This window comes from Nonomuraea sp. NPDC050680 (assembly GCF_040654555.1).
GTDB lineage: Bacteria > Actinomycetota > Actinomycetes > Streptosporangiales > Streptosporangiaceae > Nonomuraea.
Genome location: NZ_JBFAIF010000004.1, coordinates 236277 through 251743 on the forward strand (window position 1 = coordinate 236277; position 15467 = coordinate 251743).

15 protein-coding genes are annotated in these 15467 nt (G+C 71.6%); 3 read left to right on the forward strand and 12 right to left on the reverse strand.

From position 1 onward, the window contains the following. Nucleotides 1–3: 3 nt before the first annotated feature. The 5 genes from AB0H88_RS16820 to AB0H88_RS16840 all read right to left on the reverse strand — a co-directional run bounded on the left by AB0H88_RS16820 (nt 4) and on the right by AB0H88_RS16840 (nt 5200). Nucleotides 4–474 carry a bifunctional nuclease family protein gene (locus AB0H88_RS16820; protein ID WP_214634355.1) on the reverse strand — a complete coding sequence of 157 codons (471 nt, stop codon included), beginning with the start codon at nt 472–474 and terminating at the stop codon, nt 4–6. Nucleotides 475–583: 109 nt separating this feature from the next. Next, entirely contained in the window at nt 584–1246 is a 663-nt protein-coding gene (locus AB0H88_RS16825) for a MerR family transcriptional regulator (RefSeq protein ID WP_357645234.1), read from the reverse strand. Nucleotides 1247–1304: 58 nt separating this feature from the next. Beyond that, nucleotides 1305–1817, reverse strand: coding sequence for an FHA domain-containing protein (locus AB0H88_RS16830; protein WP_357645236.1), 513 nt, complete (start codon nt 1815–1817; stop codon nt 1305–1307). Between the two features lie 292 nt (nt 1818–2109). Beyond that, nucleotides 2110–4614, reverse strand: coding sequence for a mannose-1-phosphate guanyltransferase (locus AB0H88_RS16835; protein ID WP_357645238.1), 2505 nt, complete (start codon nt 4612–4614; stop codon nt 2110–2112). Nucleotides 4615–4618: 4 nt separating this feature from the next. Next, entirely contained in the window at nt 4619–5200 is a 582-nt protein-coding gene (locus AB0H88_RS16840) for a CDP-alcohol phosphatidyltransferase family protein (protein ID WP_357645240.1), read from the reverse strand. Nucleotides 5201–5441: 241 nt separating this feature from the next. On the opposite strand from AB0H88_RS16840, the gene AB0H88_RS16845 reads away from it, so the two are divergent. Continuing rightward, nucleotides 5442–6791: an MFS transporter gene (locus tag AB0H88_RS16845; RefSeq protein ID WP_357645241.1), complete on the forward strand. Its 1350-nt coding sequence runs from the start codon at nt 5442–5444 to the stop codon at nt 6789–6791. A gap of 101 nt (nt 6792–6892) precedes the next feature. On the opposite strand, the gene AB0H88_RS16850 is transcribed toward AB0H88_RS16845, so the two are convergent. From AB0H88_RS16850 to AB0H88_RS16865, 4 genes are all read right to left on the reverse strand, one after another. Further along, nucleotides 6893–7657, reverse strand: a complete 765-nt coding sequence (locus AB0H88_RS16850; protein WP_357645243.1) for a GNAT family N-acetyltransferase — start codon at nt 7655–7657, stop codon at nt 6893–6895. Continuing rightward, the gene (locus tag AB0H88_RS16855; protein WP_357645245.1) at nt 7654–8241 is read right to left on the reverse strand and encodes a phosphoribosylanthranilate isomerase; all 588 of its coding nucleotides are present in this window, start codon (nt 8239–8241) and stop codon (nt 7654–7656) included. The genes AB0H88_RS16850 and AB0H88_RS16855 overlap by 4 nt, the downstream gene beginning before the upstream one ends. Nucleotides 8242–8355: 114 nt before the next feature. Further along, nucleotides 8356–9078, reverse strand: coding sequence for a response regulator transcription factor (locus AB0H88_RS16860; protein ID WP_357645247.1), 723 nt, complete (start codon nt 9076–9078; stop codon nt 8356–8358). Then, entirely contained in the window at nt 9075–10808 is a 1734-nt protein-coding gene (locus AB0H88_RS16865; protein WP_357645249.1) for a histidine kinase, read from the reverse strand. The genes AB0H88_RS16860 and AB0H88_RS16865 overlap by 4 nt, the downstream gene beginning before the upstream one ends. A gap of 154 nt (nt 10809–10962) precedes the next feature. On the opposite strand from AB0H88_RS16865, the gene AB0H88_RS16870 reads away from it, so the two are divergent. Both AB0H88_RS16870 and AB0H88_RS16875 read left to right on the forward strand, forming a co-directional pair. Then, nucleotides 10963–11553 (forward strand): SAM-dependent methyltransferase, encoded by a 591-nt coding sequence (locus AB0H88_RS16870; RefSeq protein WP_357645251.1) that lies wholly within the window; start codon nt 10963–10965, stop codon nt 11551–11553. Nucleotides 11554–11579: 26 nt separating this feature from the next. Further along, the gene (locus AB0H88_RS16875) at nt 11580–12761 is read left to right on the forward strand and encodes an acyl-CoA dehydrogenase family protein (protein ID WP_357645253.1); all 1182 of its coding nucleotides are present in this window, start codon (nt 11580–11582) and stop codon (nt 12759–12761) included. A gap of 188 nt (nt 12762–12949) precedes the next feature. On the opposite strand, the gene AB0H88_RS16880 is transcribed toward AB0H88_RS16875, so the two are convergent. The 3 genes from AB0H88_RS16880 to AB0H88_RS16890 are packed head-to-tail and all read right to left on the reverse strand — an operon-like array spanning nt 12950 to nt 15348. Further along, nucleotides 12950–13741 (reverse strand): enoyl-CoA hydratase/isomerase family protein, encoded by a 792-nt coding sequence (locus AB0H88_RS16880; RefSeq protein WP_357645255.1) that lies wholly within the window; start codon nt 13739–13741, stop codon nt 12950–12952. Next, complete coding sequence (locus AB0H88_RS16885) at nt 13738–14652, reverse strand: alpha/beta hydrolase (RefSeq protein WP_357645257.1); 915 nt, start codon at nt 14650–14652, stop codon at nt 13738–13740. Before AB0H88_RS16885 ends, AB0H88_RS16880 begins: the two co-directional genes overlap by 4 nt. A 9-nt stretch (nt 14653–14661) precedes the next feature. Then, entirely contained in the window at nt 14662–15348 is a 687-nt protein-coding gene (locus AB0H88_RS16890; protein WP_357645259.1) for a gamma-glutamyl-gamma-aminobutyrate hydrolase family protein, read from the reverse strand. Nucleotides 15349–15467 lie beyond the last annotated feature (119 nt).

A 15467-nucleotide genomic window follows, 5' to 3' on the forward strand; every position in this document is an offset into this window, starting at 1 on the left:
TACCTACCCCGCCCGGCCAAAGTCTTCGGGGGTGATCGTGTCAAGGAACTCCCTGAACTTCTCCACCTCGTCCTCTTGGTCGTCGGGGATGATCACCCCGGCCTCCTGGACGACCTCCTCACTGGCGAAGATTCGTGCTCCGGTGCGCAAGGCGAGCGCGATCGAGTCGGAGGGCCGCGCGCTCACCTCTACGCCGTTGGAGAACACCAGGTCGGCGAAGAAGATACCGTCACGCAGGGCGACGATGTTGACCGCGCGCAGGCCCACGCCAAGAGCGCTCAGCACGTCCCTGAACAGGTCGTGCGTGAGTGGCCGGGCTGGAGGCTCCTCCGCTTGGGCCAGAGCGATGGCCGTGGCTTCGGTCATCCCAATCCAAATCGGCAGGAACCTCTCCCCGTGTGCCTCCTTGAGCAAGACGATCGGCTGATTTGTGGGCATCTCTACGCGGACGCCCACGACCTCCATCTGCAACACGGGCTGCTCCATATTCGACTGGTCGGCGACCCCGGCACAGCTATTGAGCCGGTCCGCTTCTGCATTTCAACGTAACACCCGAGGGGCCTTGTATGTCCCGCTGGTCCGGTCATCGGCCTAGAACGGTTCGCACGCCCGTACGCACCAGGGCGGCGTGCAGGTCGAGCAGCAACGCCGACAGCTCCCTGGCGGCCTCGTCGGCCTCTCCGATGGCCCCTGGGGCGCGGCGTTTGAGTATGGGAGCGACCGTCTGCTCCACCAGACCGCACTCGCGCTCGGCGGCGGCCTTGACCGCGCGCAGATGCCGGGCGTGCAGGCCGAACCGGGCCAGGGCGCCGACGCTGCGCGCCACGTTGAGCGCTTCCTCGTCGTAGCGCCTGGCCGTCGCCGCGAGCAGCCCGTAGTCCTCGAGCTCGGCGAGGGTGTCCTCGTCGAGCCCAGCCGCCTCCAGCAGTTCGGCGCGGCTCAGCCGCACCTCCCGCGCCTGCGGCCGGTCGGTCACGGCACGCGGGCGGCCGAAGTGCTCGGCCATCTTGTCCTTGATCACCCGCAGCGGCAGGTAGTGGTCGCGCTGCTCGGTGAGGATGTAGCGCAGCTGCTCGACGTGCAGGTGGGTGAACTTGCGGTAGCCCGACGGGCTGCGCTCCGGCTCGATGAGCCCCTCGCCCTCCAAGAAGCGGATCTTGGAGATCGACACATCGGGGAACTCGCCCTGGAGCATGGCGAGCACCTCCCCGATGCTCATGTGCGAGCGTGCCGCCTGCGCGCTCATGCGGCTTCCTCCGTGAGCCGCATGAACGCGGTGACTATCGGTCGCTCGCTGCGCTCGCTCATGCGCCGGCGGCGGTCCGCATCAGGAAGACGAGGCGGAACTTGCCGATCTGCACCTCGTCACCGGAGTGCAGCGGCACCTCCTCGATGCGCTCCCTGTTGACGTAGGTGCCGTTGAGGCTGCCCACGTCGCGCACGGAGAACTGGCCGCCGCGAAGGCGGTAGAACTCCACATGCCGCCGGGAGACCGTGATGTCGTCCAGGAAGATGTCGCTCTCGGGATGGCGCCCCGTGGTGGTGAGGTCCTTGTCAAGGCGGAAACGGCTCCCGGCGTTGGGCCCCCTGGTCACCGTGAGCAACGCCGCGCCAGGCGGCAGCTGCTCCACCAGCGCGCGCTCGGCGAGGAGCATGTCACCGGTCTCAGCCTCGTACGCCTCGATTCCCGCGACAGAGATCGTCGATGTGGTGTCCCCGGCGACCTCGGTTCTGGTCAGCGGTGACCCACAACGGGAACAGAAACGGGCATCCTCGGGGTTGGCGTGCCCGCACTGCGTGCAGTAGACGCTCGGCATCGATCGGCTCGGCCTCCTACCGCGAAGACGCGGCAACGGGGATCTGGGCGCGCCTCGCTTCGCTCTTCAAGTTTGCGAATGCCGCAACTTACGCTGATCAGCGGCAAAGGTCAAGGCGGGGCGCTGGACGACGGGTTCGGACGGTGACAAAGTTACCGCCGCCCGAGCCCCAAGGTCCATGCCGCCGCGCGTTTCTACATTACGATCTTGTACGTTCCGCCGCCACCGATCCGCCAGTGTCACTCTCCGTGACAGTTTCATGCGGATTGCCGTACGATTTCGGTCCCGAGGGTCAGGAAGCCGCCTCCTCGACCACGCGGGCCCAGTGCTCCAGGAGCGACTGCGCGGTGTCCATGTCGGCGGCCTCGGCCCACAGATCGGTGACCGGCTCGGTGGCCGCGGGCAGGATCAGCACCCAGCTCCCATCCTCGGCGGCCACCCGCACCCCGTCGGTGGTGTCGACGCGGCAGCCCTCCGGCTCGGCCTCGGCCGCCTCGATGACCGAGCGCATGACGGCGCCCTTGGCCGCCCACGGGGTCGGCACCGTACGCTTGAGCAGCTTGGCCTCGGGGATGCGCGCGTCGATCTGGCTGAGCGAGAGCCGGGTGCGGGCGACCAGGCCGAGCAGCCGCATGAACGCCGCCACCCCGTCGATCGCCGGGCCGAACTCGGGCACCACGAAGCCGCCCCTGCCGTCGCCGGCGAAGATCATGTCGTCGTCCACCGCGGCCGAGGTGAGAGCGTCGACCGCGGTGGAGGTCCACCGCACCTGTACGCCGTGGAAGCGGCAGACCTGCTCGGCGACCCTGGTGGTGGTGACGGGCAGCGCCACCCGGCCGGTCCTGCGCTCGGCGGCGATCAGGTCGAGCACGACGAGCAGGGCCCGCTCCTCGCCGATGAGCTGGCCCATCTCGTCCACCAGCGCGATGCGCTCACCCACGGGGTCGAACCGCACCCCGAAGGCCGCCCTGGAGGAGCTCACGAGCTCCGACAGGCGCTGCAGGTCCCTTCGGCGCTCGGCGAACGTCTCCGTGGGCGAGATGTCGTCCAGGCGGGCGTTCACGGTGAGCACGTCGACGCCGACCCGGCCGAGCAGCGTGGGCAGGACCAGCGCCGAGGTCCCTCCGGCGCAGTCGACGACGACCTTCATGTCCCTGATGCCGGTCATGTCGACGCAGCGCAGCAGCTCGTACGCGTAGTCCTCGACCGCCCTGGCGGGAAAGCGGAGCTCGGCGATCTCGCCGGGGAAGGCGCGCCGGAACTCCTGGCGGGAGAAGACGCGCTCCAGCTTGCGCTGGGCGGCCGGGGGCAGGTCGGCGCCGCGGTCGTCCATGATGACGATGTCGATGCTCTGCGGGTCGCCCGCGGTGGTGCGCAGCGCGATGCCGCCCGCGGCCGACTCCCTGGCCGTGTGGAAGCGGGCCACCGGCAGCGGCGCGGCCTCCAGGTCGAGGACGTTGATGGCGCTGGCGTTGAGCGCGCCGATCACGGCCCGCTTCAGCGCCCTGGCGGCCAGCGAGGAGTCGCGCGAGGTGACGACGTGCTCGCCCTTCTTCAGGGTGGTGGCGTACGCGCTGGCCAGCCGTACGCACAGCTCGGGGGTGATCTCCACGTTGACCAGGCCGCTGACACCGCGGGGGCCGAACAGGCTGCGCTGGCCGCGCGACTCCCAGATGACGCTGGTGTTGACGACGGCGCCGGCCTCGATGGTCTTGAACGGGTAGACCTTGACGCCGCTGGAGACGTACGCCTCGGGCTCGATGACGCACTCGTCGCCGATGACGGCGTTCTCCTCGATGCGGGCCCCGGCCATCACGTCGGTGCTCTTGCCGATCACGCAGCCGCGCAGGTGGCTGCCGGGGCCCAGGTAGACGTTGTCGTGGACGACCGCCCGGTGCAGGAAGGCGCCTTCGCGCACGACCGTGTTGTTGCCGAGCACCGTGTACTCGCGCAGCTCTGCGCCGCCCTCGACCTTGGCGTACGCGCCGACCAGCAGCGGGCCCTTGAGCACCGCGTCGGGGTCGACCGAGGCCGACTCGGCCACCCAGACGCCCGGCGACACCTCGAAGCCGCCGATGTCCACGGCGACCCGGCCGGACAGGGCGTCGGCCTGGGCCTTGAGGTAGCTCTCGTGGGTGCCGACGTCCTCCCAGTAGCCCTCGGCGACATAGCCGAAGATGGGGGCGCCGCGCTCCAGCAGGGTGGGGAAGACATCGGCCGACCAGTCGACGGGCTCTCCCGAGGCGACCGCGTCGAGGACCTCGGGCTCCATGATGTAGATGCCGGTGTTGACGGTGTCGGAGAAGACCTGTCCCCAGGTGGGCTTCTCCAGGAAGCGCTGGACCCGGTTGCCCTCGTCGACGATCACGATGCCGAACTCGAGGGGGTTGGGCACCCGTTTCAACCCGATAGTGACAAGCGCCGAATTTTCACGGTGAAAACGGACCATATCCGACAAATCGATATCGGTCAGGGCGTCACCGGAGATCACCAGGAATCGGTCATCGCGCAGGCGGGCCGCGGCGTTCTTCACGCTGCCCGCCGTGCCCAGCGGGACGTCTTCGGTGGCGTATTGCAGGCTCATGCCGAGTTCGTCGCCGTCGCCGAAGTAGTTGCGCACGAGCGCGGCCAGGAACTGGAGGGTGACCACGGTCTCGGTGATGCCGTGCCGTTTGAGCAGCCGCAGCACGTGCTCCATGATCGGGCGATTGACCACGGGCAGCAGGGGCTTGGGCTGGTTGGCCGTCATCGGACGCAGCCGAGTGCCCTCTCCACCCGCCATGACGACCGCCTTCACCCGATCACTCCTCCTTGGCCGTGGTTACGAGCCGTCGTACCTGTATCCCATACAGCACCCCCGACCACCAGTACAGGCCGGTTCCCCAGAGCGCAAAGGCCCACCCGACAATTCGTGCTATATCGGCATACCACCCAGTGTGGGAGGCAAGGAAGAGCAGAGGGAAGGCGTACATCAGGTTGAACATGGCGGCTTTGCCCAGGAAATGCACCTGAAGTGCCTTGTAACCGCTCTTCCGAAGTACGGGAAAGAAACACGCGACGAAGAGTTCGCGACCCAGGATGATCGCCACCAGCCACCACGGAATGACGTCGCGCACCAGCAACGCCAGGATGGTGGCGAAGACGTAGAGCTTGTCGGCCGCCGGGTCGATGATCCGGCCGAGCCTGCTCATCTGGTTGAAGGCGCGAGCGATCTTGCCGTCCAGCCAGTCGGTGAATCCGGCGACCGCGAGCACGAGGATCGCCCAGGCGTCCGCCTTCGGTCCCAATACCAGCCAGAGGAAGACAGGAACGCCGAGGAGGCGCAGGAAGCTCAGCAGGTTCGGAACCGTCCAGATCCGATCCTCGGCGGAAGTTTCGCTCACGCTGCCGACCCTACTGCGTCGCCTTTCTCCGTAGCGGGGTTGGCATCGGCTCGTCCTCGCCGACGACCTTCCCGGCGGCCTCCCCGAGGCTCCCCTACCGCTCTCTGGCGGCTCTCTGGCGGCTCTCTGGCCGCTCTCTGGCCGCTCTCTGGCCGCTCTCGCCGAGGCCCTCCTGGTGGCGCCGCTCGGATCGGCGCGCCGCAGGAGGTTAACGTCGGTCCTCAGCGCGCAGGTGAAGAGGATGAAGCGGAACATCCTGATCGTGATGTGCGCGGGCCTGTTCGTCGTCCTGCTGGACGTGACCATCGTGAACGTGGCGCTGCCGTCCATCGCGGCCGGCCGGCACGCCGGGCTCGCCGACCTGCAGTGGGTGGTCGACGGCTACCAGATCGCGCTCGCCGGGCTGCTGCTGACGGGCGGCACGCTGGGCGACCGCTTCGGACACCGGTGGGTGGTGCTGGCGGGGTTCGCGCTGTTCGGCGTGGCGTCGGCGGGCTGCGCGCTCGCGCCGGGCGTCGGGGCCCTGGTGGCGGCGCGGGCGGTGCAGGGCGTGGGCGCCGCGCTGCTCCTGCCGGGCACGCTGGCGGTCATCACCCGCACCTTCCCCGGCGACCGGGAACGGGCCAGGGCCATCGGGGTATGGGCCGCGGTGGGCAGCGCGGCCCTGCCCGCCGGGCCGCTACTCGGCGGGGTGCTGATCCAGGCGTTCGGCTGGCCGTCGATCTTCGCCGTCAACGTGCCGATCATCCTGATCATCTTCGTGGCGGTACTCCGGGTGGCGCCGGCCGACGAGCCCGAGCGCCGGCCGATCGACCTGCCGGGCACGGTGACGGGCGCGGGGACGCTGCTGGTCCTGACGTACGCGGTGATCCAGGCGGGCCGCGACGGGCCCGACTGGCGGCTGTTCGCGCTCGCCAGTGCGCTGCTGGCCGCGTTCGTGGTGATCGAGAGCCGGCGGGAGACGCCGATGCTGCCGCTCGGGCTGCTGCGGCGCCCCTCGATCGCGGTCGGCACGATCGGCTCGGCGACCATGAACTTCGGGATCAACGGCATGATGCTGCTGATCACGCTGTATCTCCAGGGCGTGCTGCGGTTGTCCCCGATGACGGCGGGCGCGGCGCTGCTGCCGCTGTTCGTGCCGCTGGCGCTGCTGGCCGCCCCGTTCGGGCGCCTGACCGGCCGGTACGGGCCGCGGCCCGTCATGGTCGCCGGGCTCCTCACCCTGGCGGTGGGCATGGGGCTACTGCTCCTGGTACGGCCGGCCGCGCCGTACCAGGTGCTGCTCCCGGCCCTGGCCGTCATCGGACTGGGCGCGGCGCTGCTGACGCCGAGCGTGGTCGCCCTGGCCATGAGCGACCCGCCGCCCGGCAGGGAGGGGCTGGTGAGCGCGATCAACAACACCGCCCGGCAGGCGGGCGGCGCGATCGGCGTCGCGGTCTTCGGCGCGATGGCGGGCGCTCCCGGCGGGCCCCGCTTCATCGGCGGGCTGCACGGAGCGGCGGTGGTGGCGGGCGCGGCCTACCTCGGCGTGACGGCCCTGACCCTCACCCTCAGCCTCACCACCCGCCACCGCCCCGCAGCCCTCGTCTGACCGCCTCCGGCCCTCCTCTGTCTACCCCATGACCCGCGACCGACCTCCGGCGCCAAGCCGCACCGCGCGGGGCCGTAGCGCACGGCCGGTCGGGCGGCCGGTCAGGTGCGGACGAAGTTGTGGGTGTGGCCTGCCGGCTTGAAGCCGAGCCGTTCGTAGAAGTCCTTGGGCCAGTCACCGGCGTCGGCCATCAGGAACACCAGCTCGCTGCCGGCCGCCTCGGCGAGCAGCGCCCTCATCAGGGTGCGGGCGTGCCCCCTGCCGCGGTGGCGGTCGCCCGTGTAGAGGTCCTCGATCTGCGTGACGTCGCCGTGCCGGTAGATGTCGGCACGCGCGGCCAGTTCGCCGTCCTCGGACCGTACGCCCCGGAAACCGACCGTGTCGGCGCCGCGCAATCGCTCCTGCACGCGCCTGGCGAGCTGGTCGATCATGTCGGCGGTGGCCTCGGGCAGGGTCTCGCGCCAGCCGGCCCGGAGCGTGGGCAGCAGCGCGGGCAGGTCGAGGTGCTCCGCGGGTGCCGCGTCGTGCGGGAACGTGCCGCGGAAGACCATGACCAGGTTGGTCTCGTGGGTGTAGCCAGCGGCCTCGAAGGCGGGCGCGTACGCCTGGCCCAGGCGGTCGTCGTCGACGTTGACCAGCCGGTGGGCGTACCCGGCGAGCACCTGGTCGGCCGCCTTCAGCGCCGCGCCCGGATCGTCGCCGGACCAGATGACGAGCTTGTTGTCGTCGTACGAGCCGGGGTAGCGGTCGTTGAGCACAGCGAAGCCGCCCGGCACTTCGACGATCCGCCCCGCCTTCCGCCGGGTGAAGTCGTGCGTGAAGGCCACACTCCGGGCGAAGTCATCCTGAGACGCGCCGCCGGTCATGGGCGGGCCGCCGCGATGAAGCGTCTGATGAGGTCGGCGTCCTTCACCCCGGGCGCCACCTCGACCCCGCTGGACACGTCCACGCCCCACGGCGCCGCGGCGGCGACGGCCTGGGCGACGTTGGACGGGTCGAGGCCGCCCGCGAGCAGCCAGCGCCCCGAGGGGCGGCCGCGTACCGCCGCCCAGTCCCAGGGCTCGCCGGAGCCGGGGCGGGGCGCGTCGACGATGAGCAGGTCCTCGTCGTAGGCGCCGCAGCGCAGGTCGGCCTCGGCGTCGACGGCCCTGACCAGGGTGTGGCCGAGATCCTTCAGGGCGGTGAAGTCGCCGTGCGGATGCCGGCCGTGCAGCTGGACGCCGCGCACTCCGGAGGCGATCGTGGCGGCGCGGACGGCCTCGGGGGTCTCGCCGCGGAACACGCCCACCGTGAGGACGTGGGCGGGGACCGCCGCGGCCAGTGCGGCGGCCCGCTCGGGGGTCACCTGACGAGGGCTTCGGGTCAGCACGAACCCGATGGCGTCGGCGCCCGCCTCGACGGCGGCCGCCACGTGCTCGGGCTCGCTCAACCCGCAGATCTTCACGTACACAGCGACGAGCCTAACGGCGGCCGGCGGCGACCGGGACTCCGGCGACCCCGAACAGCCCGCAGGCGGATCAGCTTCAGGGGATCACCCGGAGGGCCCGAACAGCCCGTACACGGGTCAGCCCAGGGGATCACCCGGAGGGCCGCCGCGGGGGTGGCGAAGGGGCCGGCGCAAGGAGTGGTGTACCGGGCGGAACGCCGCGTCCACCAGGCCGGTGCGGTAGGCGACGACGGCGGCCTGGATCCTGTTGCGCAGCCCCAGCTTGTCCATGGCGGCGGCGACGTGGGACTTGACCGTGGTGACGCCGACGCTCAGCTCCTCGGCGATCTCCGCGTTGGACAGGCCGGTGCCGACCAGCGCCAGCACCTCCAGCTCGCGCTCGGTGAGCCCGGCGGGGACCGGTACGCTCGCCGCCTCCTCGGCGGCCAGGAAGCGGGCGACCACCCGGCGCAGTACGGAGGGGGCCAGGAGCTGCTCGCCGGTCGCGGCCCTGCGCACGGCGTCGACCATGCGTTCTGGCTCGTCGTCCTTGACCAGGAAGCCGACGGCGCCCGCGCGCAGGGCGGCGTAGACGTTGGAGTCCTCGGCGAACGTGGTGAGCACGACGATCCTGGCGGCCGGCCGCGCCACCAGGATCCGTCTGATCGCCTCCAGCCCGTCGACCCGGGGCATGCGCAGGTCCATCAGGATCACGTCGGGCAGGTGGAGTTCGGCCAGGCGTACGGCCTCGGCGCCGTCCTCGGCCTCGGCCACGACCTCCATGTCGCCCGTGACCTGTAGGAGCATGCGTACGCCCGCGCGGACCAGTGCCTGATCGTCGGCGACCAGCACGCGGATCACGCGCCACCTCCCGTGAGGCCCCCAGTGAAGAAGCGGTCGGTGACGCACCTCGTGCGCCCTGCGACGGGCGCAGTGGCGTGCGGCTCAGTGGTGTGCGGGGCCGGGGCTGTGGCGTGCGGGGCTGTGGCGTGCGGGGCTGTGGCGTGCGGGGCTGTGGGCATGTTCGCGGTGAGCAGCCAGCCGCCGTCCTGGTCGAGGCCCGCGCTCAGCGTGCCGCCGAGCGCGCGGACGCGCTCGCGCATGCCGGCCAGGCCGCGGCCGGAGGAGGGCAGGCGTTCGATGGTGGTGGGCGGGGAGCCGTTGCGTATGTGTACGGTCAGCCCTTGGCCGGCGGAGGTGACGGCGACACTCACCTGAGTGCCGGGACCGGCGTGCTTGAGCACGTTCGTGAGACCTTCCTGGACGATGCGGGCCGCGGAGGCGCGGGCCACGAGGGGGGCGTGCGCGGTGGCCGGGTCGAGCTCCAGCTCCACCTGGAGGCCGGCGGCGGTCATCCGCTCGGCGGACTCGCGTATGACGGCCGCGGGGTCGGCGGCCATGTCGGGCCGGCGGCCGGGGTCGCGCAGCACGTCGAGCAGCCCGCGCAGGTCCTCCAGCGCCTGGTGGCCCGTCTCGCGGATGTCGGCCAGCGCGTCGGCGACGGGCCCCTCGGGGGCGGCGTAGCGGGCGGCGCCGGCCCGCAGGACCATGGCGCCCACGTGGTGGGCCACGATGTCGTGTACCTCGCGGGCGATGTTCTCGCGCTCGAGGAGCTGGTCGGCGCGTACCTGGGCGACCGCCAGCCGTGCCGACTCGCGCAGCCGCAGCCCCTCGGCCTCGGCGGCCGCCTGCCGTACACCCAGGTAGCGGCCGATCGCGACGGGTGTGGTCACCAGGGCCATCAGGACGGCGACGCGGAGCGCGGTGACCTCGGTCGAGTCCTGGACGATCGCGATCGAGGCGAGCATGGTGCAGGTCACGTAGGTGACCGTGATCCAGGCCCAGGAGGCGATCCGCATCGCGAACACGCAGAGCGCGATCAGCGTCAGGGTCAGGCAGGTGGTGACCGCCTCGTTGAGATACTGGTCGGCGGCGATCAGCAGCGCGCTCTGGAACATGAACACCAGGCCGGGCAAGCGCCGCGCGACGCCGAGGGAGAGCCCGCCCAGCACCGCGAGCAGCCCCACGCCCCAGACCGGCGCGGTGCCGCTGTGCCATTCGGTCCAGGTGCTCAGCACCGTGAAGGCCACCCCGCCGCCGGCCAGCAGCACGTCCGGGGTGAGGTCGGCGTCCTTCAGCCGCCCGGCGGGGCCGCGCAGGTAGGCGCCGATGAGGACGGGCAGGGCGGGGACGAGCACCGAGTACATCCACGCGTTCGTGGTGAACGCGATGCCCGGGTCGGCCAGGTTGACCGCGGTCGCGGCGACGGCCACGCCCAGCGCCAGGCAGGTCGGCCGCCGGCCCGAGCGGTAGGCGACCAGGCCGATGGAGACGCAGAGCAGCATCTGGGCGGTGTTGGAGGTGAACGACCCCACCTGGTCGGTGAAGACGAGGAAGGCGGCCAGGTAGAGGCTCACCGCCAGTGGCGCGCGCCTGACCAGACCCATGGGCGCGCCCACGCCCACGGCCATCGGGATCACCTCGTTGCCCGGCAGCAGCGCGGAGCCGCCGCCCTTGGCCGACAGCAACACGTCGAGAGCGGTCCCCGCGGCCGCGAGCACCAGGTCGAGCGGCACACCACGCCATCGCATGCGCACACGGTATCCGGGTGGCGCGCACCCGATGGCGCTCCCGCCGCTCCTTCGCGCCGCTCCTCCCGCCGGAGGAGGCGGTCTCCTCCAAGTGGCCGCGGCATCGTCCCTTGGGGGGACGAAATCGGGGCGAGAACTCCCTTACGTTTGTGGTATGCCCAATGACAGCGCAATGTTCCTCGGCCAGTTCCTGCGCGCTCCGGCCACCATCGGGGCGCTCGCGCCCAGCTCCCGGTGGCTCGCGGCGGCGGTCTGCACGCCGGTCCCGGAACGCGGCGAGCCGACCGTGGTCGAACTCGGCCCTGGTACGGGGCCCTTCACCGCCGAGATCCAGCGCCGGCTGGGCGGGCGTGGCCACCATCTGGCCGTGGAGGTCAACCAGTCGCTGGCGGCGCTGCTGGCCGAGCGGTTCCCCACCGTGGACGTCGCGCACGACGACGCGACCGAGCTGCGCCGCCTGCTCAGCGAGCGCGGCCTGCGGCAGGCGGACGTGGTGGTCAGCGGGCTGCCCTGGGCGGCCTTCCCCGACGACCTGCAGCGCGGGCTGCTCGGCGCGGTGGCCTCGACGCTGAGCTCGGCCGGGGCGTTCACCACCTTCTCCTACATCCACGCCGTCCCGCTGAACTCGGCGCGCCGCTTCCGCGCGCTGCTGGCCGAGCGGTTCGAGGAGGTCGTGAGGGGTCGTACGGTGTGGCGCAACATGCCTCCGGCGTTCGTGTTCCACGCCCGCCGGCCTCGACCCTGAACAGAACTTACTTCTACGATGGTGTGATGGATTTCACCCTTCCCGAAAGCGCCCTGGCCGTCCAGCGTGGCATCGGCGACATCTGCGCACGCTATGACCTTGACTACTGGCAGCGGTGCGAGGCGGACAAGCGCTGGCCGGAGGAGGTCTGGGCGGAGCTGGCCAAGGGCGGGTGGCTGGGGCTGGCCGTGCCCGAGGAGTTCGGTGGGGGCGGCCAGGGGCTGCTGGAGCTGGCGGTGGCGACGGAGACGCTGGCCGCCTCTGGGGCGGCCGGCGGCTCGGCGTTCACGTACGTGCTGACGCCCGGGTTCGGCGCGCTCACCCTGGCCAGGCACGGCACGGCCGAGCAGCGGGCGGCGCTGCTGCCCCGGCTGGCCACGGGTGAGGTGGAGACGTGCTTCGCGCTGACGGAGCCGGACGCGGGCTCCAACTCGCTGGCGATCACGACGGCGGCCCGGCGCGACGGCGACGACTACGTGATCAAGGGTCAGAAGATCTGGATCACCGGCGTGCAGCGGGCCACCTGGATGCTGCTGGTCACCAGGACCGTCCCGGCGGCCGAGGCCAGGCCGCGTACGCACGGGCTGACGGTCTTCCTGGTGAACGTGCCGCAGGCGGTGGCGTCCGGTCGGCTGTCCTACCAGCCGATCCCGAAGCTCGGCGCCAACACGACGCCGTCGAACATGGTGTTCTTCGACGACCTCCGGGTGCCCGCCTCCAGCGTGGTGGGGCAGATCGACCAGGGCGCGGCGGTGCTGTGGGACATCCTCAATCCCGAGCGCGTCCTGCTCGCCGCCTCCGCGCTGGGCGGGGCCGAGGTCGCGTTGCGGGTCGCGGTGCGGTACGCCAAGGAGCGCGAGGTGTTCGGCCGGCCGATCGGCGCCAACCAGGCGATCGCGTTCCCGCTGGCCCAGGTCAAAGCCAAGATCGAGCTGGCCCGCCTGATGATCTACAAGGCCGCGTGGTCGTTCGACCGGCGCCTGCCGTGCGGCACCGAGGCCAACATCGCCAAGCTCACCGCCTCACAGGCGGCGTGGGAGGCGGCCGACGCCGCGTTCCAGACGTACGGCGGGATGGCGTACTCGCTGGAGTACCCGGTGGCCAGGCTGCTCACGGACGCCCGCATCGGGAAGGTGGCGCCCGTGACGGAGGAGCTGCTGCTCAACTACCTCGCGACCCAGGTGCTGGGGCTGCCGCGCAGCTTCTGACCACACGTACAGATCGACGGTGTGGCCGATCTGCCACGCGCACCAGCGTCCGGCGAGCCGCGGCTTCGTCTCCCGGGGCGGCGTTCTCGGCCTCGGCGGACAGGCCCGTTCCGGCGCTGGTGCGGCAGCAGCCCTTCCACACCGTCCAAAGGTCACGCCTACCCTGGGCACGCGGGTGAAACCGCAGGTCAGCCGAACTCCGGTGACCGTTTCTCGCGCACCGCCCGCACACCCTCCACCACGTCGGGGCCGCTGAAGCCGAGGAACTCCATGGCGAGCGAGGCGTCGAAGGTGGGCCCGGCCATGCGCAGCCAGTTGTTCAGGGAGTATTTGGTCAGGCGGATGGCCTCCTGGGAGCCGGCCGCGAGCCGCACGGCGATCTCCATCGCCTTGTCGTGCACCTGATCGTCGTCGACGCACAGGCTCACCAGGCCCATCCGCTCGGCCTCCGCGCCGGTGACGGGCTCGCACAGCAGCAGGTGGTACTTGGCCTTGGCCAGCCCGCACAGCAGCGGCCAGATGATCGCGGCGTGGTCGCCCGCCGCGACGCCGAGCCTGGTGTGGCCGTCGATGATGCGGGCGGTGCGCCCGGCGACGGAGATGTCGGCCAGCAGCGCGACGGCCAGCCCGGCGCCCACGGCGGGCCCTTGGACGGCCGAGACGATCGGCTTGGCGCAGTTGAGCACGTTGTAGACGATGTCGCGGGCCTCGGCGAACACGCGCAGCCGGGTGGCGTGGTCGCGGGTCATCTCCTCGATCATCGACAGGTCGCCGCCCGCGGAGAACGCCTCGCCCTCTCCCCTGATGACCACCGCCCTGACGGAGTCGTCGCGGTCGACGTCGCGCCAGATCTCGGCCAGCTCGCGGTGGCCGGTCATGTCGACCGCGTTGCGTCTGCGCGGCTCGCTGATCGTGATCCGCAGCACGCCGTCGGCGGGCGTGTCGAGCTTCAGCTTCTCGTAGGCGCTCCGGTATGTCACAGGGCCTCCCGCAGCCGGTCGGCCACGTAGTCGCGGGCCTCGACGGCCTGGTCGAACAGGCCGGGCAGGGCGAAGAAGCCGTGGATCGCCCCGTCGAACCTGCGTGTCTCGACGGGCACCCCGGCCTCGGCCAGCCGCGTGCCGTAGCGCTCGCCGTCGTCGCGGAGCACGTCGTATTCGGCGGTCACCACGGTCGCGGGCGCCAGCCCGGCGACGGACGGCAGCCGCAGCGGGGACAGCCGCGGATCCGCCGGGTCGGCCTGGCCGGCGTAGTGAGCCAGGAGCCACCCGAAGTCCTCGGCGTCGAGGCCGAAGCCCTTGGCGAACTCGGTGTGGCTGGCGGAATCCATGGCCGCGTCGAGCGCCGGGTAGACGAGCACCTGGTGGGCCAGGCGCAGCCCGGCGTCGCGGGCCTGCCAGGCGGCCACAGCGGCGAGGTTGCCGCCGCAGCTCTCGCCCATCACCGCGACGCCGCCGTCGCACTGGTAGAAGGCGGGGCGGGCGAAGATGTCGCGCACCACGGTCCAGGCGTCGTCGGCCGCGGCCGGGAACGGGTGCTCGGGGGCCAACCGGTAGTCGACGGAGACGACCACCGCGCCGGTGCGGATCGCCAGGTCGCGGCCGAGCGCGTCGCTGCGCTTGATGCCGCCGCTCATCCAGCCGCCGCCGTGGAAGAAGACCACCACGGGCAGCGCGCCGTCGCCCCGGTCGGCGCGGTAGACCCGGATGGGCACGCCCTCGGCGCTCTCGTCGCGGACGAAGGGCAGGTGGGTGAGCGGCCCGCGCTGGAGCGCGAGGTCGTCCCGGGCCCGGGCCTCCTGGATCCCGGCCAGGTCCAGCCCGGCCGGCCCGGCGCCGGGATCGGACAGGTAGCGCTCGAGGTACTCCTGCGCCTGGGGGTGCAGTGGCATGATCGAAGCCTAGCGGGCCGCCTCCACGAGCGCATCGAAGATCCGTCCGTCCTCGCCCCGCTCCGGGTGCCACTGCACGCCGACCCCGAACCGGTGGCCCTGCAGCTCGATGCCCTCGACGATCTGGTCCTCGGCCCAGGCCACGGCCAGCAGCCCGTTGCCCAGCCGGCGTACCGACTGGGTGTGCGGCGCCACCACCTCGACCTTGTCGCCCACCGCCTTGCCGAGCTTGCTCGACACGCTCACCTGGATGACGTGCGGCGTGCCCGCCTCGGCGTGCCGCTCGTTGTCGAGCACCTCGGGCAGCCACGGGATCAGCGTGCCGCCCTGGGCGACGTTCAGCACGTGCATGCCGCGGTCGATGGCCAGGATCGGCACGTCGGCCTGTACGGCGGCGCGGGCCAGGGCCAGCTCGAACCTGTCGCGGTGCCCCTGCGCCTCGGGCACCCGCTCGTCCTGCTCCTCGCCGTAGGCGCCACCGCCCACCTCGACCCCGCCGGCCAGCACCACGCCCCGCAGCCCTCGTACGTAGTCGTCGATCGCGTGCAGGTTCAGCGGCGGCAGCACCATGGGGGCGCCCCCGGCACGCTCGACGGCCTTGGCATAGGACGGGGGCGACAGCACCGCCTCCCGCACCCAATCGCCCCAGCGGGCGGCTTCGAAGTAGGCGGTGATGCCGATCAGCGGTCGGGACATGCAATCTCCAGGGTGCCTGGTGGAGTACGTGCCGCCGCCGGTGGTGACGACGGCCGCACGCCCATCATGGCGTACACCATTTCGGTTATGTCACCTCTCCTGAAGATCCCTGCCGCATA

What these genes read in the sequence shown, in the direction of transcription:
- AB0H88_RS16825 (WP_357645234.1), bottom strand. Translation starts at nt 1,246, where the DNA reads ATGAGCGCGCAGGCGGCACGCTCGCACATGAGCATCGGGGAGGTGCTC.
- AB0H88_RS16830 (WP_357645236.1), bottom strand. Translation starts at nt 1,817, where the DNA reads ATGCCGAGCGTCTACTGCACGCAGTGCGGGCACGCCAACCCCGAGGAT.
- AB0H88_RS16845 (WP_357645241.1), top strand. Translation starts at nt 5,442, where the DNA reads ATGAAGCGGAACATCCTGATCGTGATGTGCGCGGGCCTGTTCGTCGTC.
- AB0H88_RS16850 (WP_357645243.1), bottom strand. Translation starts at nt 7,657, where the DNA reads ATGACCGGCGGCGCGTCTCAGGATGACTTCGCCCGGAGTGTGGCCTTC.
- AB0H88_RS16865 (WP_357645249.1), bottom strand. Translation starts at nt 10,808, where the DNA reads ATGCGATGGCGTGGTGTGCCGCTCGACCTGGTGCTCGCGGCCGCGGGG.
- AB0H88_RS16870 (WP_357645251.1), top strand. Translation starts at nt 10,963, where the DNA reads ATGCCCAATGACAGCGCAATGTTCCTCGGCCAGTTCCTGCGCGCTCCG.
- AB0H88_RS16875 (WP_357645253.1), top strand. Translation starts at nt 11,580, where the DNA reads ATGGATTTCACCCTTCCCGAAAGCGCCCTGGCCGTCCAGCGTGGCATC.
- AB0H88_RS16885 (WP_357645257.1), bottom strand. Translation starts at nt 14,652, where the DNA reads ATGCCACTGCACCCCCAGGCGCAGGAGTACCTCGAGCGCTACCTGTCC.
- AB0H88_RS16890 (WP_357645259.1), bottom strand. Translation starts at nt 15,348, where the DNA reads ATGTCCCGACCGCTGATCGGCATCACCGCCTACTTCGAAGCCGCCCGC.